The organism is Streptomyces sp. NBC_01264 (genome assembly GCF_026340675.1).
Lineage (GTDB): Bacteria > Actinomycetota > Actinomycetes > Streptomycetales > Streptomycetaceae > Streptomyces.
In genome coordinates, this window is record NZ_JAPEOX010000002.1 from 1,716,543 (window position 1) to 1,737,080 (window position 20,538).

General features: G+C 73.2%; 17 protein-coding genes and 1 pseudogene. 2 read left to right on the plus strand and 16 right to left on the minus strand.

What is annotated here, in order from left to right; genetic code table 11:
* Nucleotides 1–22: 22 nt before the first annotated feature.
* From hydA to OG435_RS40800, 9 genes and pseudogenes are all read right to left on the minus strand, one after another.
* The gene (gene hydA / locus OG435_RS40760; RefSeq protein WP_266885132.1) at nucleotides 23–1,411 is read right to left on the minus strand and encodes a dihydropyrimidinase; all 1,389 of its coding nucleotides are present in this window, start codon (nucleotides 1,409–1,411) and stop codon (nucleotides 23–25) included.
* 202 nt (nucleotides 1,412–1,613) lie between these two features.
* A pseudogene (locus OG435_RS40765) lies at nucleotides 1,614–2,090 on the minus strand (amidohydrolase family protein); the annotation flags it as partial.
* 17 nt (nucleotides 2,091–2,107) lie between these two features.
* Nucleotides 2,108–3,403: an aspartate aminotransferase family protein gene (locus OG435_RS40770; protein ID WP_266885134.1), complete on the minus strand. Its 1,296-nt coding sequence runs from the start codon at nucleotides 3,401–3,403 to the stop codon at nucleotides 2,108–2,110.
* Nucleotides 3,400–4,242 (minus strand): nitrilase-related carbon-nitrogen hydrolase, encoded by an 843-nt coding sequence (locus OG435_RS40775; RefSeq protein WP_266885136.1) that lies wholly within the window; start codon nucleotides 4,240–4,242, stop codon nucleotides 3,400–3,402. The genes OG435_RS40770 and OG435_RS40775 overlap by 4 nt, the downstream gene beginning before the upstream one ends.
* Nucleotides 4,243–4,416: 174 nt before the next feature.
* Entirely contained in the window at nucleotides 4,417–6,975 is a 2,559-nt protein-coding gene (locus tag OG435_RS40780) for a hypothetical protein (RefSeq protein WP_266885138.1), read from the minus strand.
* Between the two features lie 45 nt (nucleotides 6,976–7,020).
* Nucleotides 7,021–7,419, minus strand: coding sequence for a PPOX class F420-dependent oxidoreductase (locus tag OG435_RS40785; protein WP_266885140.1), 399 nt, complete (start codon nucleotides 7,417–7,419; stop codon nucleotides 7,021–7,023).
* Between the two features lie 80 nt (nucleotides 7,420–7,499).
* On the minus strand, nucleotides 7,500–7,946 hold the full coding sequence (locus OG435_RS40790) for a hypothetical protein (RefSeq protein ID WP_266885142.1): 447 nt from the start codon (nucleotides 7,944–7,946) through the stop codon (nucleotides 7,500–7,502).
* Between the two features lie 319 nt (nucleotides 7,947–8,265).
* Complete coding sequence (locus OG435_RS40795; RefSeq protein ID WP_266885144.1) at nucleotides 8,266–9,486, minus strand: alginate lyase family protein; 1,221 nt, start codon at nucleotides 9,484–9,486, stop codon at nucleotides 8,266–8,268.
* A gap of 143 nt (nucleotides 9,487–9,629) precedes the next feature.
* Nucleotides 9,630–9,881 (minus strand): helix-turn-helix domain-containing protein, encoded by a 252-nt coding sequence (locus OG435_RS40800; RefSeq protein ID WP_266885146.1) that lies wholly within the window; start codon nucleotides 9,879–9,881, stop codon nucleotides 9,630–9,632.
* A 64-nt stretch (nucleotides 9,882–9,945) separates the two neighbouring features.
* Here OG435_RS40800 and map point away from each other — a divergent pair, with 64 nt between their 5' ends.
* On the plus strand, nucleotides 9,946–10,713 hold the full coding sequence (gene map / locus OG435_RS40805) for a type I methionyl aminopeptidase (RefSeq protein ID WP_266885148.1): 768 nt from the start codon (nucleotides 9,946–9,948) through the stop codon (nucleotides 10,711–10,713).
* Between the two features lie 56 nt (nucleotides 10,714–10,769).
* On the opposite strand, the gene ggt is transcribed toward map, so the two are convergent.
* Nucleotides 10,770–12,569, minus strand: coding sequence for a gamma-glutamyltransferase (gene ggt, locus OG435_RS40810; RefSeq protein WP_266885150.1), 1,800 nt, complete (start codon nucleotides 12,567–12,569; stop codon nucleotides 10,770–10,772).
* Between the two features lie 101 nt (nucleotides 12,570–12,670).
* On the opposite strand from ggt, the gene OG435_RS40815 reads away from it, so the two are divergent.
* Complete coding sequence (locus tag OG435_RS40815) at nucleotides 12,671–13,396, plus strand: hypothetical protein (RefSeq protein WP_266885152.1); 726 nt, start codon at nucleotides 12,671–12,673, stop codon at nucleotides 13,394–13,396.
* Here OG435_RS40815 and OG435_RS40820 read toward each other — a convergent pair.
* The 6 genes from OG435_RS40820 to OG435_RS40845 all read right to left on the minus strand — a co-directional run bounded on the left by OG435_RS40820 (nucleotide 13,356) and on the right by OG435_RS40845 (nucleotide 20,429).
* A complete protein-coding gene (locus OG435_RS40820; protein WP_266885154.1) occupies nucleotides 13,356–14,612 on the minus strand; it encodes a cytochrome P450 in 1,257 nt (418 codons plus the stop codon). The genes OG435_RS40815 and OG435_RS40820 overlap by 41 nt on opposite strands.
* Nucleotides 14,613–14,754: 142 nt before the next feature.
* Nucleotides 14,755–15,312 (minus strand): hypothetical protein, encoded by a 558-nt coding sequence (locus tag OG435_RS40825; RefSeq protein ID WP_266885156.1) that lies wholly within the window; start codon nucleotides 15,310–15,312, stop codon nucleotides 14,755–14,757.
* Nucleotides 15,309–16,757 (minus strand): sensor histidine kinase, encoded by a 1,449-nt coding sequence (locus tag OG435_RS40830; protein WP_266885158.1) that lies wholly within the window; start codon nucleotides 16,755–16,757, stop codon nucleotides 15,309–15,311. Before OG435_RS40830 ends, OG435_RS40825 begins: the two co-directional genes overlap by 4 nt.
* Before the next feature lie 9 nt (nucleotides 16,758–16,766).
* Complete coding sequence (locus OG435_RS40835) at nucleotides 16,767–17,450, minus strand: response regulator transcription factor (RefSeq protein WP_266885160.1); 684 nt, start codon at nucleotides 17,448–17,450, stop codon at nucleotides 16,767–16,769.
* Between the two features lie 76 nt (nucleotides 17,451–17,526).
* On the minus strand, nucleotides 17,527–19,257 hold the full coding sequence (murJ, locus tag OG435_RS40840; protein ID WP_430625826.1) for a murein biosynthesis integral membrane protein MurJ: 1,731 nt from the start codon (nucleotides 19,255–19,257) through the stop codon (nucleotides 17,527–17,529).
* The gene (locus OG435_RS40845; protein ID WP_266885162.1) at nucleotides 19,254–20,429 is read right to left on the minus strand and encodes a lipid II:glycine glycyltransferase FemX; all 1,176 of its coding nucleotides are present in this window, start codon (nucleotides 20,427–20,429) and stop codon (nucleotides 19,254–19,256) included. The genes murJ and OG435_RS40845 overlap by 4 nt, the downstream gene beginning before the upstream one ends.
* Between the last annotated feature and the right edge of the window lie 109 nt (nucleotides 20,430–20,538).

The window sequence follows — 20,538 nt, forward strand, 5'->3', positions numbered from 1 at the left end:
TGCTGTGTGCGGGCGTGCGGCTTTACAGGTACTGACAGGTGGAGCGGTGAACGAACGCCCCGTGACCGGCCCGCCCGGTGTACTCCCGGCGGTCGATGACCACCTCGCCGCGCGAGAGCACGGTGTCGACGCGTCCGGTGATCCGCTTGCCCTCGTACGCCGAGTAGTCCACGTTCATGTGGTGCGTCTCGGCGGAGATGACCTGCTCGGCGTGCGGATCGTAGAGGACGATGTCGGCGTCGGAACCCGGCGCGATCGTGCCCTTCTGCGGGTAGAGGCCGAACATCCGGGCCGGGGTCGCGCAGGCGATCTCGATCCAGCGGCGCCGGCTGATGTGCCCGTCCAGGACCGCCTGGTGGAGCAGGTCCATACGGTTCTCCACCCCCGGCAGCCCGTTCGGGATCTTCGAGAAGTCTCCCCGGCCCAGCTCCTTCTGCCCCCGGAAACAGAACGGACAGTGGTCGGTGGACACCACCTGAAGATCGTTCGTCCGCAGCCCCCGCCACAGCGCCGCCTGATGCTCGCGCGGGCGCAGCGGAGTCGAGCAGACGTACTTGGCGCCCTGGAAGTCGGGCTCTTCGAGGTTGTCGGTGGACAGGAAGAGGTACTGCGGACAGGTCTCGCCGAAGACCGGCAGGCCCTTGTCCCGCGCCGCCGCCAGCTCCGCGACCGCTTCCTCCGCCGAGACGTGGACGACGTAAAGAGGTGAACCGGCGACCCGCGCCAGCTGGATGGCACGGTGGGTGGCCTCGGCTTCGAGGAGGACCTTGCGGACCTCGCCGTGATGGCGGGGGTCCGTCTCCCCGCGTGCCAGGGCCTGTTCGACGAGGACGTCGATCGCGATGCCGTTCTCGGCGTGCATCATGATCAGCCCGCCGTTCCCCGAAGCCCGCTGCATCGCCCGCAGGATCTGGCCGTCATCCGAATAGAAGACTCCCGGATACGCCATAAACAATTTGAACGAACTTACGCCTTCTTCGACGAGTCCATCCATTTCCTTGAGGGAGTGCTCATTGACGTCGGACACGATCATGTGGAACGCGTAGTCGATCGCACATTGCCCGTCGGCCTTCGCGTACCAGGTGTCCAAGCCCTCTCGGAGGGAGTGCCCGGGTGTCTGCACCGCGAAATCGACGATCGTCGTCGTCCCGCCCCAGGCTGCGGCTCGGGTCCCGGTCTCGAACGTGTCCGACGCGAAGGTGCCGCCGAACGGCAGCTCCATATGCGTGTGTGCATCGACCCCACCCGGGATCACGTACTTCCGCGAGGCGTCGATCACCCTGTCGGCGGTCCACTGCTGGCTGCCCGCTGTCGCCATCGCCACGACACGGCCGTCCTCGATCAGAACATCCGCATGCAACTCGTCGGAAGCCGTAATGACAAGGCCGCCGGTAATGAGGGTTCTAGTCATGGCCGAGAATTCCCTTCGCCTTGCAATTCCGAACCAAGAGGGGTGCCGACCGGACCACCGAAAGGAATGCGCTGGTCCGGTCGCCGGCACAAGCCGTGGCAACGCCGGGAGCCCACGCCGCTGGGCACCGCGTCGTTCAGCACGAGGCGCCCGCACCCACTGGGTCGCCGAATCGCCGAGGAAATTCCTGGTCACGCGAGCCAATGAAACCCTTGAAGGAGGTGACCCCCTCCCCCACCAGGTCCATCTCCTTCAGGGTCCGCTCGTTGACGTCCGAGAGGATCATGTGGAAGGCGTAGTCGACGGCGCACTTGCCGGCGGCCTTGTCGTACCAGGTGTCGAGGCCCTCGCGCAGGGCGTGCCCCGGTGTCTGGACGGCGAAGTCCACGATGGTGGTGGTGCCGCCCCAGGCGGCCGCGCGGGTGCCGGTCTCGAAGGTGTCGGAGGCCGCGGTGCCACCGAAGGGCAGCTCCATGTGGGTGTGGGCGTCGACCCCGCCGGGGATGACGTACTTCCCGCTCGCGTCGATCGTCCGGTCGGCCGTCCACGTCTCGGCGGCCGCCGTGCCGTGTGCGGCGAGGGCGGCGACCCGGCCGTCCTCGATCAGCACGTCGGCGTGGAGCTCGTCGGACGCGGTGATGACGAGACCGCCGCGGATCAGGGTGCGGATGCTGCTCATGTACGTCTCCCCCGGTTCTAGTTGAGGGTGCGGAGGGCCTCGGCGAGGATTTCGGCGCCCTCTTCCGCCTCGGCGACGGTGAGGGAGAGCGGCGGCGCGATGCGCAGCACGCTGGTGTTGTGGCCACCGCCCTTGCCGAGCAGCAGGCCGCCGGCCCGGGCGGCCTCCAGTACGGCGGCGGCCGCGTCCGGGTCCGCCCGGTCGGTGCCGGGTTCGGTCAGTTCCAGTCCGGCCATCAGGCCCCGGCCGCGTACCTCGCGTACGGCGGGCACGGTCGCGGCGATGGCCCGCAGCCGCTCCAGCAGCAGACCGCCGACGCGGCGGGCGTTGCCCTGGAGGTCGTGTTCGAGGAGGTAGGCGAGGTTGGCCACGCCCGCCGCCATGGTGACCGGTGAACCGCCGAAGGTGGAGATGGAGTTGGAGTCGAGACAGTTCATCACCTCGGCGCGGGCCACGACTCCGCCGATGGACATGCCGTTGCCGATGCCCTTGGCGAAGGTGATGATGTCCGGCGGGCCGTTCTGGTCGTGGGCCTGCCAGCCCCAGAAGTGCTCGCCCGTCCGGCCCCACCCGGTCTGCACCTCGTCGCTGATCCAGAGGATGCCGTGCCGGTCGAGGACCTCGCGGAAGGACCCGTAGAGCCCGTCGGGAGGCGAGGTGAAGCCGCCCACGCCCTGGATCGGCTCGGCGATGAGCGCCGCGACCCCGCCCCGGGCCTGGCCCAGTACGTCCTCCAGGTCGGCGACGGCCGCGGCGGTGAAGGCGGTGTCGTCGAGGTGGGCGAAGGGGCCGCGGGTGCGGACCGCGCCGTGGACGTAGTACGTCTGCAGCGGCGAGAGGCTGGTCGGGGACCAGCCTCGGTTGCCGGTGATGGAGACGGTGGAGAAGGACCGGCCGTGGTAGCTGTTGCGCATCGCCAGGATCTGGTTGGAGCGGCGGTACGTCGTCGCGAGCATGAGGGCGGTGTCGTTGGCCTCGGTGCCGGAGGTCGTGAAGAAGACCCGGGCGTCGGGGATGCCGGACAACGCCGCGACACGCTCGGCCAGTTCGATCATCGGGCGGTTCAGGTACAGGGTGGAGGAGTGGATGATCCGCCCGGCCTGTTCGGAGACGGCCTTGGTGACCTCGGGCAGGGCGTGGGCGGTCATCGTGGTGAGGATGCCGCCGAAGAAGTCGAGGTAGCGGTTGCCGTCCGCGTCCCAGACGTGACGGCCCTCTCCGTGGGTGAGTTCGATGGGGCGGTCGTAGTAGAGCGCGAGCCAGTCGGGCAGGACGGAGCGGTGCCGGCTGTGCAGGGGGATCGGGTTGGTCACGGCTGTACGAGTCCTCCGTAGGCGTCGGGGCGGCGGTCGCGGTAGAAGGCCCACTGGTCGCGGACCTCCTTGATGAGGTCGAAGTCGAGGTCGCGGACGAGGAGTTCCTCCTCCTTGTCGCTGGCGACATCGCCTACGAACTGGCCGCGCGGGTCGACGAAGTAGCTGGTGCCGTAGAAGTCGTTGTCGCCGTACTCCTCCTGGCCGACGCGGTTGATGGCGGCGACGAAGTACTCGTTGGCGACGGCCGAGGCGGGCTGCTCCAGCTGCCACAGGTACCCGGACAGGCCGCGCGAGGTGGCCGAGGGGTTGTAGACCAACTGGGCTCCGGCCAGGCCCAGTTCGCGCCAGCCCTCCGGGAAGTGCCGGTCGTAGCAGATGTAGACGCCGACCCGGCCGACGGCGGTGTCGAAGACCGGGAAGCCGAGGTTGCCCGGGCGGAAGTAGTACTTCTCCCAGAAGCCCCTGACCTGCGGGATGTGGTGCTTGCGGTACTTGCCGAGGTAGCTGCCGTCGGCGTCGATGACCGCGGCGGTGTTGTAGTAGAAGCCCTCGGATTCCAGCTCGAAGACCGGTACGACGATCACCATGCCGGTCTCGCGGGCGAGGGCCTGCATCCGCTGGACGGTGGGGCCGTCGGGGACCGCCTCGGCCCAGCGGTAGTGCTCGGACTCCTGGACCTGGCAGAAGTAGGGGGCGTTGAAGACTTCCTGGAAGCCGATGATCTTCGCACCCTGGGCGGCCGCCCTACGGGCGTGCTCCTCGTGTTTGGCGATCATCGACTCGGTGTCTCCCGTCCAGGTGGCCTGGACGAGTGCGGCGCGGACGACTTGGGCCATGAGCTGCTCCTCGCGACGGGTTACGCCGGCTTCTACGCACGTAGAGGGTGTACGACGGCTGCGCGTAGGGAGTTGAAGGTAGGCCTCGGCCAGGCCCGGGGCAAGACCGCCTTGCGCGGTTGGAGTAGTCGATCACCAAACGCAGGAGTTACGTCGGCACGTGGTCGTTTCCGGTCAGGCGACGGGCAGATTCGCGACTCGAAGGGCGTGCAACAGGTCGCGGTGATGAGCCCCCGAGAGGGCTTCGGCGGCGCGGAGCAGCCGGGGAGCGAACCAGCGGGGATCCCGGCGCGCGAGCCGGGCCGCCTCCTCGGCGGTGCGGACCCGGACGAACGCGGCGAGCAGCGCGTCGGCCTCCTCCGTGCGGCCGGCCTCCGCCAGCACGAGGGCCGCCTCGGCGATCTCGGCGGCCGGCCGGGCGGCGCCCTGGCGCAGCAGGGCTTCGCGGTCGGCCGGTCCGAGCGCGACGGCGGCCGCGGCGAACCGGGCGGGCGGCAGCGAGGCCGCCTCCCAGAGCAGGGTGGCCCAGTCCGCGGCCAGCCCGGCCCGCCCCAGCTCCTCCCCCAGCGGGGCCAACCGCTCTGCGGGCCCGGCGGCGGCCTCGCAGAGCAGGGCGTGCGCCTCCCCGCTCCGCCCCTGGCTCCGCAGGGCCACGAGCCCCTCCACGAAGCCCCGGGGGGCTCCGGGCCACCGGGCGGACGCGCCGTGCGGGCTGCCGCCGTGCGCCGGGTCGGGCCACTGTGCCGCCGCGCCCTCCGGGCCACCACCGGGCCCCGAACCACCGGACACACCCTGCCCGCCGGCCCCGGGAGCGGGGGCCTGCCACTGCGCGGGCGTCCCTTGCGTGCCGTCGGCGGAGGCAGGACCGGCCCACATCCCGGAACCACCGTGCGGGCCGGCGTCGGAACCCGGGCCGGGCCAGTCGGCGGAGCCGTCGGGGGCACGGTCCGGCCACGGGGCGGGCTCACCCTGATGGTGGGGCCGGGGGCCCGGGTCGGGGGTACGGTCCGGCCACAGCACCGGCTCACCCTGCCGGTGGGGGCGGGGGCCCGGTTCGGGGGCGGGAGCCCTGCCTGGCGCGGGAGCACCGGGCGCGGGCCGGCTGCCGGGCGCGGGATTGTGGCCATGCAGGGGGCTGCCTCCAAGCTGGGGGTTGCCGCCGAACACGGGGTCGCCGCCGAGCGCGGGAGTCATGCCGGGCGCGTGAGCCCTGTCAGGCGCGGGAGCGCCGGGCGCGGGCCGGCTGCCGGGCGCGGGATTGTGGCCATGCAGGGGGCTGCCTCCAAGCTCGGGGTTGCCGCCGAACACGGGATCGCCGCCAAGCGCAGGGGCGCCGCCGGGAGCCGGACCGCCGCCGGGCGCGGGGTTGTGGCCCGTGCTCCACGCCGGGGTCGTGGGCCGATGGCCGCCCCGGCCCGTCGGGCCGGAGTCGTCACCCCACCGGCCGGCCGCGGGGCTCCAGGCCTCCTCTTCCGTCGGCCTGCCTCCGGAGTGCCCGCCGGCGGGCCCGGACCCGGCGTGGCCGCTCTCGCCCGCGGCGGCGGACGACTGCCCGGGGAACGGCCCTTCGGAGCCCGCCCGGGCGGGCTCGTACAGAGCTCCCCGTGCCGGACCGGCGGCAAGCCCGGCCCCGTCCGTCGAGGCGTTCCGCTCCGGCCCCGGATCTCCCGCCGGGGACGGCTCGGCCGCCGGGTGGGCGGGCCGCCCGAAGCGGGCGCCGCGCAGGGGCGTGTCGGACGAGGACTGCCCCGGGGGCACGGTGACGGCCCCCGCTTCGGACACCGCCGCCCCCGCGTACCGGGCCCCGCCACTGCGCCGCGCACCGCGCAGCCACCGGCCCTCGGCCCGCCCGACCGGCTCCCCCGCTGCTTTCGGCGCCGGGCCCGATGCCGGGGCGGATGCGGCGCCCGACGCCCGCCCCGGCGCCGCGCCCGCAGCCGTGCCCGAAGCTGTGCCCGACACCGCGCCCGAAGCCGTGCTCGACACCCACCCGGACGCCACGCCCGAAGCCGCGCCCTGCGCCTCCCCGGGATCCCCGGGATCCCCCGGATCCCCGGCCCACCCCGCATCCCCGGACTCCGACGTCGCGCCGCCGCCCATCCCTTCCCGCGGCCCCGGCCACGCCGCGCCCGGCGAGGTCGCGGCGCGCTGGGCGGGCACCGCGCCCAGGGGCTCCGGCCGCGCCGTCGACGGGTACCCGGGCCAGTCTTCCTCCGGCCGGCCCGTCGCCCCCGGGGCCACCGCCTCCAGGCGGCTCGTCAGGTCCTCGTGGCGGGCCGCCGCGCGGGCGCCGTCGTCGCGGGTCCAGGAGAGTTCCCGGGACAGGGCCTGTGCCTGCGCCGGGTCCGCCGTTTCGGCGAGCCGCGCCGACAGCACGCGCAGGGCGTCGCGGGCCCGGGCCCGCTGCTCCGCGGCCGAATCGAGCAGCGTGCGCAGTTCCTCCACGCCGCCGGGCAGCCGGTCCCAGACCCCGACCGCCGCGGCCCGCAGACCGGCCGCGTACTGCGCCTCCCGCGCGAGCGCCGTCGCGCCCGTCGATCCCGCCAAGTCACCGAGCAGCGACTCCAGTACGTCCCAGGGCGGCATCGCCGCCCCGTCCAGACAGGCCCGCATCCCCTGGGGGTCCCGTCGCAGGAACTCCCCGTACCAGCCCGCCCCGGGATCCAGTCGTTGCGTCAACCCCCGCATGTATCCGGAGAGTTGGCCGATCACCTGCGAAGTCGCGGTCTCCATACCCGCATTGGACCCCACCCGTGTTACGGGCGGGCTACAGGAGTCTCAAAGCTTGACGGCAGGCGGGGCAAGCCTGACCGCGATCGCGGTGTGCGGGCGCCCGCGCCGGACGATGGCGGCCGGCACGTCCAGCAGCCAGAACTGCCAGGTGTACTTGCGCCCCATCAGCTTCCGCACCCGCTTCAGCCCGGCCGCGTCCAGCAACCGCGCCTCGCCCTCGGCGACCTCGGCCCCTTCGGCCACCCGTCCGCGTACGTCACAGGCCACGACGGTGACCCGCCCGTCGTTGCGGATCCGCTTCACCTTCCACGCGTCGTCGCGCGTCCACACGTACAGCTCGTCGCCGTCCACGACCGCCCACACCGGCGTGGCCACGGCCGTGCCGTTCTTGCGGAAGGTGGTGAGACTGACGTACCTCGCTCTGCCCAGCTCATCGATCGTCATGCGCCCGACCCTACGCCGCCCGGTCGGCCGGAGCGGTCCGCTGGTCCGCCGGAGCCCGGTCACCGCCCGGCCGGAGCCGGTCAGCGGGAGGTGACGGCCCGCTCCAGCAGACCCCGCAGCAGGTCCTGCTCCTCCGGGGCGAGCCCGGACACCGGCGAGTCCACGGCGAGGAGGCCCAGGAGCCGGGTCCGCAGGGCGGCGCGCTCCCGCACGTGCTCGGCGATCCGGGGCGCTGGCCCGTCCGCCAGCCCGCACAGCTGCCGCTCGGCGATGACCTGGTGCTCGGGAGCCACCCGGAGTACCTGGACCCCGCGGGCCACCTCGTGGCGGGCGTCGACGGCCTGCTGGTGGAGCACGGCGGCCGCGCGCTGCTGATCGACGCGGGCTTCGGCCCGCAGACGCCCCGCGCCCCGGACGGCCCCGTCGGCGTGATCCACGGGGGTGCGCTCCCGGACGGCCTGGCCGAACTCGGCGTCGCCCCAGGGGACATCGTGGGACCGCCTCGACCTCCTCACCACGGAGGGCACGACCGAGCGGGTCGCCGCGCGTGCGCACGCTCGACGACGGGCAGGAGACCTTCCCCGGGGTCCGCGTGCGGATCACCCCCGGGGCACACCGTCGGGCACGCCGAGTACGTGATCACCGGGGGCGGCCGGCGCCTGATCGCCTTCGGTGACGCCGTGCACTCGCCGATCCAGATCTACCACCCCGACCGGTCCTCGGCCTTCGACCACGACCTCGCCCGGACCGCCGTCCACCGCCGCCACCATCGGTTTCGGCGTCCACTTCGCCGACGTGGTGTTCGGTCAGGTCCGGCAGGACGGGGAAGGCGGCCAGAGCGGGACCTCAGGCGGCCGGCGCCGCCGGCTCCCCGTGGGTGAGGGTCTCCCACGCCACGAACAGGTCGTCCGTCCCGGCCGGCCGCGTCTTCTCGACCAGCTCGCGGGTGTACGGGAGTTTCGCGCCCGTCCGCACCGCGTAGTGGTGGAGGGCGACTTCCAGGTCGGGTCCCATCGTGCGCTCCAGCTTGCCGCCGCACAGCCACCCGGGGGCCTGGGCCCCCAGTTGGTACTTCGCGTGGAACTCCAGTGCCGCGCGGAGCCGCTCGCCCTGTTCCCCGTACAGGTCGACGCCCTGGTGCCAGGCCGTCTCCGCGATGTGCGCGGACGCCGCGAGCGCGTAGCCGACGTGCATCAGGTTGCGGCAGGTCTCCTGGGCGACGCCGTCGACGTACGCCCCCTGGCCGAACCAGTACGCCGCCACCTTGTCCGGCGAGTCGATGCCGGTGCGCGGCGGCGCCAGCGGGTGCGCGCCGTCCCGCTCGAGGTAGAAGTAGGCCGGGACGCGGTCGCGGAACCGGTCCAGGGACTCCTGGAAGACGGCCCGGTCCTCCAGGAACACGGAGATGCTCAGATCCGCGTCCGTCATCGCCAGCTCCCAGTTGCCGTTGTACGCCGGCACCTGCGCGCGGACGGCCGGGAGGTAGGCCGTGCGCAGCATCTCCTTGAAGCGGGCGACCCGCCCCTCCCCCCAGGCCGGGTGGTCGGCGTGGACGATCTCGGCGGCGCGGGCCCAGGTGGAGCCGGACCAGGCGGCCTGGAGCCCGGCGTTGTCCTCGGTGTGGCGCTTCATCACGGCGGACCAGCCGTCCATGATCTCCACGGCCTTGCGGGCGTGGGAGGCCTTGCCGTTCACCGACCACAGCAGGGCGTGGGTGTACGCGGCGATCGCGTCCTGCCGTTCGTCGAGGCAGGACTGCGGCCCCGAGTTGAAGGGGCAGGGCACCACGTCGGCCGGGTGGGCCCGGTAGTCGAGGGAGGCGTAGCGGCTCTTCAGGAGCGCCTGGTACGCGGAGTTCCACGGCTCCTTGCCGGCCGCGACCATCTGCTTCGCGTGCTGGAGCCGGGTGTGGCTGACGACGACGCCCGGGTGGCGGAAGACCACGTCGCCCGGGTCCCCTGCGTGGGCCCGGCCTTCGGGGGCGGCGCAGGCCGCGAGCAGCAGGCCGCCCGCGAGGAGGGCGCCCACGAGTCCGAGGCCGATTCGCTTGGATGTGGAAGCGTTCATGTCTGACACGCCTTCACGCTTGCCCCGCGCCCCGGCCCTCCCACCGCCGATTGGGCCGTTCGGCCCGCCGGGCCCGCTCTTACGGCACGCCGAAGGGCGGGCCCGTCGGCCGAACGGCCGCGACCCGCCCGCCCTCCCGGACCTCACACGGGCACGAGGGCGCAGCGCCGCATCACTTCGTCCAGCGAGAGCCCCAGGGCCCCCGCCAGGGCGGCGACGGTGAAGAAGGCCGGGGTCGGGGCCCGGCCGGTCTCGATCTTGCGGAGGGTTTCGGCGGAGAGCCCGGCGCTGGCCGCGATCTCGACCATGCTGCGGCCACCGCGGGCCGTGCGCAACAGGGCGCCGAGGCGTTCGCCGCGCTCGCGCTCTTCGGGGGTGAGGGGGGTACGGACCATGCCCTCATCCTACCCCGGGACCCAATAAGTATCCCGTTACAGTTATACCGGTATAGTTATTGGCATGGTGGAACTCAAGACAGACCGATCGATCGACCGGATGCGTGCCGCGGGCCGCGTCGTCGCACACGCCCTCGCCGCCGCCTGGGACCGGGCCGCCGTAGGGGTCTCCCTGCTGGAGCTCGACCTGGCCGCGCGCGAGGTGCTCCGCGAGGCCGGCGCGAGCTCGCCCTTCCTCGGCTACCGGCCGCGGTTCGCCCCGGTCCCCTTCCCCGCGGTGATCTGCGCCTCCGTCAACGACGCGATCGTGCACGGCATCCCGACCGACTACCGGCTGCGCGACGGCGACCTGGTCAGCATCGACTGCGGCGCGAAACTGGACGGCTGGGTCGGCGACGCCGCCGTCAGCTTCACCGTCGGCGCGGCCCGCCCGGCCGACCTGCGGCTCATCTCGACCGCCGAGGCCGCCCTCGCCGCGGGCATCGCCGCCGCGCGGCACGGCAACCGCATCGGCGACATCGCCCACGCCATCGGCACCGTCTGCCGTTCCGCCGGGTACGGCATCCCCGACGGCTTCGGCGGCCACGGCATCGGACGCTCCATGCACGAGGAGCCGGGCGTACCCAACGAGGGCCCGGCGGGACAGGGTACGAAGCTGCGTGCCGGCATGGTCATCGCGATCGAGCCCATGCTCATCGCGGGCGGTACGGACGACTACGCCTGCGACCCGGACGGCTGGACCCTGCGGACCGTCGACGGCAGCCGCGCCGCGCACGCCGAGCACACGGTCGCGATCACCGCCGCCGGCCCGAGGATCCTCACCGCCCTGTAGGGTCTACGGCCTGCCGAAGGCCCACGGCTCCCGAAGGCCTACAGCTCCCCGAAGGCCTACCGCCCCCCGTACGGGCGCACCACCATCGCCGAGCCTCCGCCCCGTCGGCTCGTCTCGGCCGCGGCCAGCCACCGCCCGTCGGGCAGTCGCTGGACCCCCGTGGCCGCGCCGATCTCCGGGTTCTGCCGGAAGCCCTGGCCGAGGGCCTCCAGCTCCGCCCGGACCGGGCTGTTCCACAGGCCCGGCTCCAGCTCGGTGGTGGTCTGGTTGCGCTGGCTGGCCCGCGGCGCCGCGATGGCGTCGACCAGCGGCAGCCCGCGGTCCAGGTGCCCGGTCAGGGTCTGGAGCACCGTGGTGATGATGGTCGCCCCGCCCGGGGAGCCCAGCGCCAGCACCGGGCGCCCGTCCTCCAGCACGATGGTCGGCGACATCGACGAGCGCGGCCGCTTGCCGGGTCCCGGCAGGTTCGGGTCGGGGACGCCTGGCGCCGCCGGGGCGAAGGAGAAGTCGGTCAGCTCGTTGTTGAGCAGGAAGCCGCGCCCCGGGACGGTGATGGCGCTGCCGCCGGTCGACTCGATGGTCAGCGTGTAGGAGACCACGTTGCCCCAGCGGTCGGCGACCGTCAGGTGCGTGGTGTTCTCCCCCTCGTACGTGGTCGGGGCGGCCTGCCCGGAGCCGCCGCAGGCGGCCGGCTTGCGGGGATCCCCCGGAGCCAGCGGACTGGTCAGCGTCTTGGCCGGGTCGATGAGGCAGCCGCGCGAGTCCGCGTAGGCCTGCGAGAGCAGCTCCTTCGTGGGCACGTCCTCGGCGGCCGGGTCGCCGACCCAGCGGCCCCGGTCCGCGAAGGAGATCCGGGAGGCCTCGATGAAGCGGTGCAGGTACTGGGCTTCGCTGAGCGCGCCGAGGTCGGTGCGCTCCAGGATGTTCAGCGCCTCGCCGACGGTGGTGCCGCCGGAGGAGGACGGGGCCATGCTGTAGACGTCCAGGCCCCGGTAGCCGACCCGGGTCGGGTCCTGCCGCTTGGTCTCGTACGCGCGCAGGTCCCTGGTCGTCAGATCGCCGGAGCGGACCACGCGGGTGGCGTCCGGGTCCACCGGGGGCGTGCGCACGGCCCGGACGATGTCCTCGGCCAGCCTGCCCCGGTAGAGCGCGCCCGCGCCCTTGCGGGCGAGCTCGGCGTACGTGGCGGCCAGGTCGGGGTTCTTGAAGGTGGAGCCGACCACCGGGAGGGCGCCGCCGGGCAGGAAGAGCTCCCGCGTGTCGGGGAAGTCCCTGAACCGGGCCTCGTTGAGCTCGGTCTGGGCCCGGAAGGTGGAGTCCACGGTGAAGCCCTCGCGGGCCAGTTTCTCGGCGGGCTTGAGGAGTTGGCCCAGTGGACGGGTGCCCCAGGACTCCAGCGCGCTCTGCCAGGTCGCCGGCGTACCGGGGACGCCGACGCCACGGCCGCTGGTCTGGCCCTCCGCGAAGGGGATCGGCTTCCCGTCCTCCTGGAACAGCTCGGCGGTGGCCGTCGCCGGGGCCGTCTCGCGCCCGTCGATGGTACGGACCCGGCCGGACCGGGCGTCGTAGTACACGAAGTACCCGCCCCCGCCGATCCCGGCGGAGTACGGCTCGGTGACCCCGAGCGCGGCGGCCGTCGCGACGGCCGCGTCCACGGCGTTGCCGCCGGAGCGCAGGACGGCGATGCCCACCGCGCTGGCATCGGCGTCGACGCTGGCGACGGCTCCGCCGTAGCCCGCGGCCACCGGGACCTTCGGCGGTGCGGCGCCCAGCGACGACGGGGCGGCCGCCCCGGTCGAGACGAGCGCCCCGGCGAGGGCGACGAGCGCTAAGTTACGTGCGGCGGGACCACGCATTCGGTTCCTCCAGTCGACTGCCTGTCAGACCTTGGAGCGGCAGCCTAACTTCCGTGCACCCACCGCGTCATGACGGCGGCGTGAGGACTACGATCCGCCGCATGAATGAGGACGTCCGCAACATCGTGCTCGGGGTGATAGCCACCGCATGCAGCGGCGGGTTCGGCTGGTTCACCCGGACCTATCTGTGGCGCCGCGCCCTGCGCCGCAAGCAGGCCTTCTTCGGACTGCCGGCCGGCTCGGACTGCCTGTTCGTGGTCAACCGGCAGATGGGCGGCACCGATTCCTCCCTGCACCGCAACGATGCCTTCGCGCTGCTGGAGATATCCGCCCTGATCAAGGACTGCGGGGCGAACGTGCAGATCGTCACCCACGACGGAGCCCGTCAGGGCTTCGGCGAGCGGGCCGAGTTCTGCGTGGGCGGGCCCTCCTCCAACGCCCGGACCACGGCCCATCTGGCCTCCATGCTCCCCGGGGTGCGGATCATCGTCTCCAGCGAGCCGGTACCGGACCGCGGGGCCATCACCGTGGGCGGGGAGACCTACCGCTGGCAGAAGGGCCTCGTCGAGCACGTGCTGCTGGCGCGCCTGACGACCGGGCAGGGGTCCCGGCCGGTGTTCCTGCTGTGCGGGCAGACCGCCATCAGCAATCAGGCCGCGGCCCGCTACCTGGCCCGGTACCACCGGAAACTGGCCGACTCCTACGGGGACGACTCCTTCTGCGTCCTGCTCAAGGTGATCAACTCCGATGCCTACGGCCCCGATGTCACGGAGCTGGTCGCCGACGTCACCGGCCCGGCCCGGACACCCGCAGCGGCAGCCGTGTGATCCCGTTGATGAAGTTCGACACCAACCGGCGCGGCGGACCTGCCAGTTCGGGCGCCGGCATGGAGGCGGCCCACTCCTCGTGGAGCACGCGCAGCTGGAGCCGGGCGAAATGCGCGCCCAGGCACACGTGCGGGCCGTCGCCGAAGGAGACGTGCGGGTTGGGGGCGCGGCCGAGGTCGAGGCGGTCGGGGTCGGTGAAGACGCGCTCGTCGTGATTGGCGGAGGCGTGGAACACCACCACCTTGTCACCGGCCCGGATCCGCTGTCCGGCGAGCTCGGTGTCGGCGGCGGCGGTGCGGCGAAAACTCAGCACCGGCGGGTGCACGCGCAGGAGTTCCTCCACGGCCCGGGCCGGAGGGACCCGGCCGTCGGCGAGGGCGGCGTAGGCGCCCGGGTCGCGGGCCAGGGCGAGCAGGCCGCCGGGCGCGGCGCTGCGCACGGTGTCGTTGCCCGCGACGGTGAGCAGGAAGAAGAACATCTCCAGCTCCGCGTCCTGGAGTCCGGCGAGCGCGAGGGCGGTCATCACGTCGTCCCCCGGGTGGGCCCGTTTGTACGCGGCCAGCTCGCGGGCGTAGGCGAACATCTCCCCCAGCAGCGCGGGCGAGCGCGGGTTCAGCGGCTTCCCGTCCGGGCCGAGGAGCGGCGCCGGTGCGTCCTCGGGGTCCTGGTACCCGATGATCCGTACGGTCCACTCCAGCAGCAGGCCCCGGTCGGCGGCCGGGACGCCCAGCAGGTCGGTGAGGTTCAGCAGGGCGTACTCGTCGGTGACGGTGCGCACCAGGTCGGCGGCCCCGTCCTCGGCGCCGTCGCGGGCGGCGCGCAGCAGCGTACGGGCGCGGCCGCGGACCCGGGCGGCGAAGGCGTCGACGCGGGCCGGGGTGAAGGCGCGGGCCACGGTCCGGCGCAGGGTCCCGTGCTCGGGGGGATCCTGGTTGAGCATGGTGCGCCGCAGGAACGGCAGGTCGGCCGGGTCGGGGTCGCGGATCTGGGTGGCGCCCAGGTGCGAGGAGTACGTCTGGTGGTCGCGCAGCACCCGGACCACGTCGGCGTGCCGGGTGACGGCCCAGAAGCCGGGGCCCGCGGGCCAGCCGAGCACCTCGGGCTCGCGCTGCCAGGCCACCGGCCGGTGGTCGCGCAGCAGGCGGTAGCGCTCGTACGGGACGCCTTCGGCGTAGAGGCGCGGGTCGAAGACGTCGGGGGCCGGTCCTTGGTCCATGCGCCACACGGTGGCGGGGCGCGGCCCGGCCCGCAAGGGGGCTCCGCGGACCGTGACCGACGTGACGGCCGCGACCGACGTGACGGCCGCAACCGACGTGACGGCCGTCGCCGACGTGACCGACGTGCCGGCCGGCCCGGAGTCAGCCCTGCTGGTCCGCGGCGGTCCCCGGCCGGGTCTCGCACACCGCGGGCCGTTCCCTGGACTCGGTGCCGATGAGGAGGATCTCGGGGGCCGGGCTGGTGTGCGCCGCCGCGAGTGCCGTGCACGCCAGCTGGCGCAGGGCCGCTCCGGACAGCGGCTCGACCGGGATGGGCAGGACGACGCGCAGGGTCTTCCCGTCGCTGTCGGACTTGACGGCCGCCCGCGCGTAGCCCGTGCCGTCCGCGGACCTGATCTCGCGCACCGGGATCTCGGTGGTCAGACCGGCCTCCCGCGCGGCCTCGCCCGGCCCCTCCAGCAGGACGCCGATCGTGAAGCCGATGTCCGGCCGCTGCATCCGGTCGGAGACCGGGACCGGGACGAGCGCGCCGTCCGGCGCGATGAAGTACAGCAGGCCCGGGTCCGGCGCGGTGGCCAGTTTCACGGTCCCGGCGCGGCCGCTCTCGACGACCCCGGTGGTGGCGATGCCGCAGCCGGTGGCGAGCAGCAGCGGGACGGTCAGCGCGGCCGCGGCCGCGGCCCTGCGCACCCTGGTCATACGCGGGCCTCCAGCGGCATGTCGAGGGTGAAGAGCGCGCCTCCGCCGGGGCCGTTGGCGGCGCGCAGGGTACCGCCGTGCAGGCGGACGTTCTCCAGGGTGATGGCCAGTCCCAGGCCGCTGCCCGTGGAACGGGTGCGGGCGGCGTCGGCCTTGAAGAACCGGTCGAAGATGTGCGGCAGCACCTCGGGGGCGATGCCGGGCCCGCTGTCGGCGACCTCGACGAGCAGCCGTGCCCCCTCGGGCCCGCTCCCGGTGCGGACCGAGACGCGGACCGGGGTCCCGCCGTGTTTGAGGGCGTTGCCCACGAGGTTGGCGAGGACCACGTCGAAGCGGCGCGGGTCGAGCCGGGCGCGGACGTCCGGGGGCAGGTCGGTGCTGACCCGCCCGTCGGTCCAGTGGCGGCGTTCCAGGGTCTTGGTGACGGCCTCGGCGACGTCCACCTCGTCGAGGTTGAGCTCGGCGGCGCGGGCGTCGAACCGGGAGATCTCCATGAGGTCCTCGACGAGCACGGCGAGCTTCCCGGTCTCGGCGCTGATCAGGCGCAGCGCCTTGGCGGTGTCGGCGTCCAGGTCCTCGGCGCCCTCGTCGAGCACCTCGGTGACGGCGAGCATCCCGGCGAGCGGGGTGCGCAGTTCGTGGGAGACGTCGGCGGCGAAGCGGCGGGCGCGGGCCTCGGCCTCCCGGAGTTCGCTGACCGACTGTTCGAGTGCGCGGGCCGTCTCGTTGAAGGTGCGGGCGAGTCCGGCGAGTTCGTCGGCCCCGCGCACCTCGATCCGGGTGTCGAGCCGGCCGCGCCCCAGCCGCTGCGCGGCCTTGCGCATGTCCCGTACGGGCCTCAGGACGCTGCGCGCCGCGAGCAGGGCGGGGATCAGGGCGATCGCCAGGCCGGGTACGGCGCCCATGCGGGCGGCGGCGACCAGGGCCTGGACGGTGGTCTGCTCGCTGTCCAGAGGCACGACGGCGTAGAAGACGGCCCCGGTGTTCTCGTAGGCCTCGCCGTACTTGAAGACGGCGGGCATGCCCACGACGAGGGAGAGGTTGCCGTTCCGGTCCTCCGTGCGCTGGAAGGCCCCGTGCGGATGCGAGGTCACCTGGCGGCGGAGCTGTTCGGTGACGGAGGGCGAGGTGGTCGCGCCGCCCTGGTTGGAGGTGGCGCGGAGCTTTCCGTACTCCCCGTAGACGATCCAGGGGTGCGGCTGGCCGCGCTTGCCCAGTTCCCCGACGAGCCGCTGGAGTTCGGCCTGCCCCATGGGCAGTTGGGTGTACTGGGAGTCGACCAGGTCGCGCAGGGTGCTGACGGCGGTGTCCTGGCTCTGCTTGAGGATCGCGTTGCGCGCCTGCTGGTAGGTGAGTGCGGCCGTGCTCACCGCGCAGATGGCGGCGACCAGCAGGAAGGCGGCGATCAGCCGGGTGCGCAGGCCCAGCGGTGCGAAACGTCTCATGCGCGGCGCTTACAGCGGGCCGAAGCGGTAGCCGAAGCCGCGCACGGTCTGTATGTAGCGGGGGGCGCCGTCGGGGTCCTCGATCTTGTGGCGCAGGCGGCGTACGCAGGCGTCCACCAGCCGGGCGTCGGCGTGGTAGCTGTGCTCCCAGACGTATTCGAGGAGCTGCTGGCGCGAGAAGACCTGCTCGGGCGAGGCCGACAGGTGCAGCAGGAGCTTGATCTCGCTGGGGGCCAGCGGGAGGCGCTCGCCGTTCCTGGCGACGGTGAGCCCGGCCCGGTCGACGGCCAGCTCGCCGTGGAACTCCACGTCGGGGCGGCTGCCCGCGGGCTCGCTGAGGCGGCGCAGCACGGCCTTGATGCGGGCTTCGATGACCTCGGTGCGGGCGGGTTTGACGATGTAGTCGTCGGCGCCGGCCTCCAGGCCGACGACTATGTCGAAGTCGTCGCCGCGTGCGGTGAGCATGATGATCGGGACCTGGCTGGTCTCGCGGATCCGGCGGCAGACCTGGACTCCGTTGATGCCGGGCAGCATCAGGTCGAGCAGGACGAGCTCGGGGTGGAAGCTCGCCATGAGTTCGAGTCCGGCCTCGCCGGTCTCGGCGGCGCTCACGTCGTGGCCTCGGCGGCGCAGGCCGAGACCCACGCCCTCCCTGATGGAAGGGTCGTCCTCGATCAGCAGTACGCGTGGCATCGGGTCAGTATTCCAGGGTCGTCGATCGGTCCCCTCCCGCTTTCGGCCGATATGGGCGGCCGGGAGCGGGTCCGGCCTAGCGGCCGGTTCTGCGCCGTACGGAGGCCAGCAGGTCGGTGATCTCCGTGATCCGCAGGGGGCGGGCGAGGAGTACGACGACGAGGACGATCACCACGGTTCCCGCCGCGGCCCCGGTGATGTTCCCGAGCATCCCGGGGAGGTCCGCGAACCGGTCGGCGGAGCGCGCCGCGGCGTACCCGGCGACGGCCGCCGGGGCGCAGGCGGCGAGGAGCCGCAGGTGGGTCCGTACGGCGGTGTTCCGGCGTTCCTTACGGGTCCCCGCACGCGGGCCGAGCCGCCGGGACAGCACGTACGCGGTGACGGCCGCGCCCACCACGTAGGCGACCGAGCAGGCCGCGGCCATGCCCGTGACCGCCCAGCGCGGCGGCAGCAGGAGGTACGCGGCGGCCGACAGCCCGGCGTTGAGGGCGGCGATGGAGAGGTTGAGGAAGAAGGGGGTCCGGGTGTCGGAGAGGGCGTAGAAGCCGCGGGAGAGCACGTACTGCGCGGAGTAGGCGATGAGGCCCGGTGCGAAGGCGGCGAGCATGCCGGCCATGACGGTCACGTCGGCGGCGCCGGTGCGGCCGTGCTCGAAGACGGCGCCGATCACCCAGGGGGCGAGGGCTGCGTAGAGCGCGGCGGCAGGGACGACCAGGGCCGCGCTGGAGCGCAGCGCGTAGGAGACGTCCTTGCGCACGCCCGCGAGGTCGCCGTCGGTGGCGGCGGCGCTCATCCGGGGCATGAGGGCGGTGACGAGGGAGACGGTGATGATGCCCTGCGGGACCATCCACAGCAGGTAGGCGTTGCTGTAGGCGAGGTAGCCGGCGCCGCCCGCGAGGCCCTCGGCGACGGCGTGCTCGCCGGTGGCGGTGGAGAGCCGGGTCACGACCCAGTACGCGATCTGGTTGGTCAGGACGAGCATGACGAGCCAGCCCGCGTTGCGCAGCGGGCGGGCCAGGCCGCTGCCGCGCCAGTCGAAGCGGGGCCGCCAGCGGAAGCGGGCGGCGCGCAGCGAGGGGATCAGGCCGAGGGCCTGGACGACGATGCCGGCGGTGGTGCCGATGCCCAGCAGCCGGGTGTCGGAGGCGCTCAGCGTTCCACCGGACCCGTTCGAGAGGGTGAGGAACAGCGCGAAGACGGCGATGACGACGAGGTTGTTGAGGACCGGGGTCCACATCATGGCGCCGAACCGGCCGCGGGCGTTGAGCACCTGCCCCAGCAGCGTGAACAGCCCGTAGAACAGGATCTGCGGGAGGCAGTACCGGGCCAGGGCCACGGTGGTGGACTGCTGGGCGCCGCTGTAGCCGGTGTACGCCGAGACGATCAGCGGGGCGGCCAGGACGGCGGCGGCGGTGAGCACCACCAGCGCGGCCGTGCAGACGGTGAGCAGCCGGTCGGTGTAGGCGGCGCCGCCGTCGGCGTGCTCCTTGGCGGCGCGGACCAGCTCGGGCACGAAGACGGCGTTGAGGGCGCCGCCGATGAGCAGGATGTACAGGATGTTCGGGACGGTGTTGGCGACCGCGTAGCCGTCGCCGAGCAAGGCGGTGCCGAGCGCGGCGCCGATCACGGCGGAGCGGACGAAGCCGGTGGCGCGCGAGACGATCGAGCCGGCGGCCATGAGCGCGCCGCTGCGCAGCACCGAGGTCTTCTTCGGTGCCGCGCTGTCGGTGCCGGGGCCGGTCGCCGCCGCGGCGGCGGTGTCCTGCGCGGCCGGGGTGCCGGCCGCTCTGGGGTCTGCGAGGGTCACCGGCGGGCCATGTACGCCTGGAAAGCCTTGTAGAGGGCCGTGTTGGCGTATCCGTCCATGGAGGTCTCCCACTCGCCGAGGGTTTCGACGACCTGCCCGCCGGTGCCGAGCTTCCAGCGCAGCAGCCCGAAGGAACGTTCGTCGGGGTCGAGGGTGGAGGGTACCCCGCGCATGTCGTATTCGTCCGCTCCGAGGGCATGTGCGTCACACATCATGCGCCACTGCAGGGCGTTGCTGGGGCGGACCTCGCGGCGGTGGTCCGCGGAGGCGCCGGTCTGGTACCAGACCCGGCTGCCGGCCACGATCATGGTGTGCGCGGCGAGGATCTCGCCCTGGTGGATGCCCAGGTAGAGGCGCATGCGGCCGGGTTCCTCGGCGTTCAGGACCTCGTACTGCTGCTGGTAGTACGCGAGCGAGCGGCCGAGGCGGAAGCCGTCGCGTTCCTCGGTGATGCGCAGCAGCCGGTAGAACTCGGGGAGCTCGGCGGCGCCTCCGAGGACCGTCTCGACCCCCGCCTTCGTGGCCTTGCGCACATTGCGCCGCCATTCCTGGTTCAGTCCCGACCACAGGTCGTCGAGGGTGCGCCCGGCGAGCGGGACGCGGAAGACGTGGCGGGGCTGGGCGTCGCCATCGTCCTCGCCCCCGCAGCGCTTCCAGCCGCGGGTGCGCAGCCGGTCGGCGAGCGCGGCGCCGACCGGGTCGACCTCGGTGGCGAGCACGTCGGAGATCTGCCGGCCCGGGCCGGTGCCGGCCTTGGCGGCGGCCGCGTCCCAGCGGCGGTAGGCGGGGGTCGGACCGATGCGGACGGCGAAGGCGCCGGAGGCCTTGAGGTGGTTCTTGAGGGGGGTCAGCCAGCGGTCGATGTCGGGGTCGGCCCAGTCGGCGACGGGCCCTTCGGGCAGGTAGGCGAAGTATTTGCGGGTGCCCGGGAATTGACGGTAGAGAACGAGCCCGGCCCCCTCCAATTCACCGCCGGGGTAGTGCCATCCGACCCTTTCCGAGCGCCAAAGGTCCTTTACGTCACCCCAGGACGGGTACTGGAGAAAGCTGGCCCGGCCATGCCGGGAAAGGAATGCCTGATATTCCGGAACGGACAGCGAGCGCACGGTGAGCTCCCTGTCCCGGCTTCGGGTCTGCTGCGGCTGGGTGGGGGTCACGAGCAGTGCACACACGGCTGACCGGCCTTCCTGTACGTCCTGTACGCCCAAATCGGTGGATGTACAGGACTCTCACAGGTGCCCGTGACCGCCGTGTCCGGCGATTGTGACCGGACGATGACCG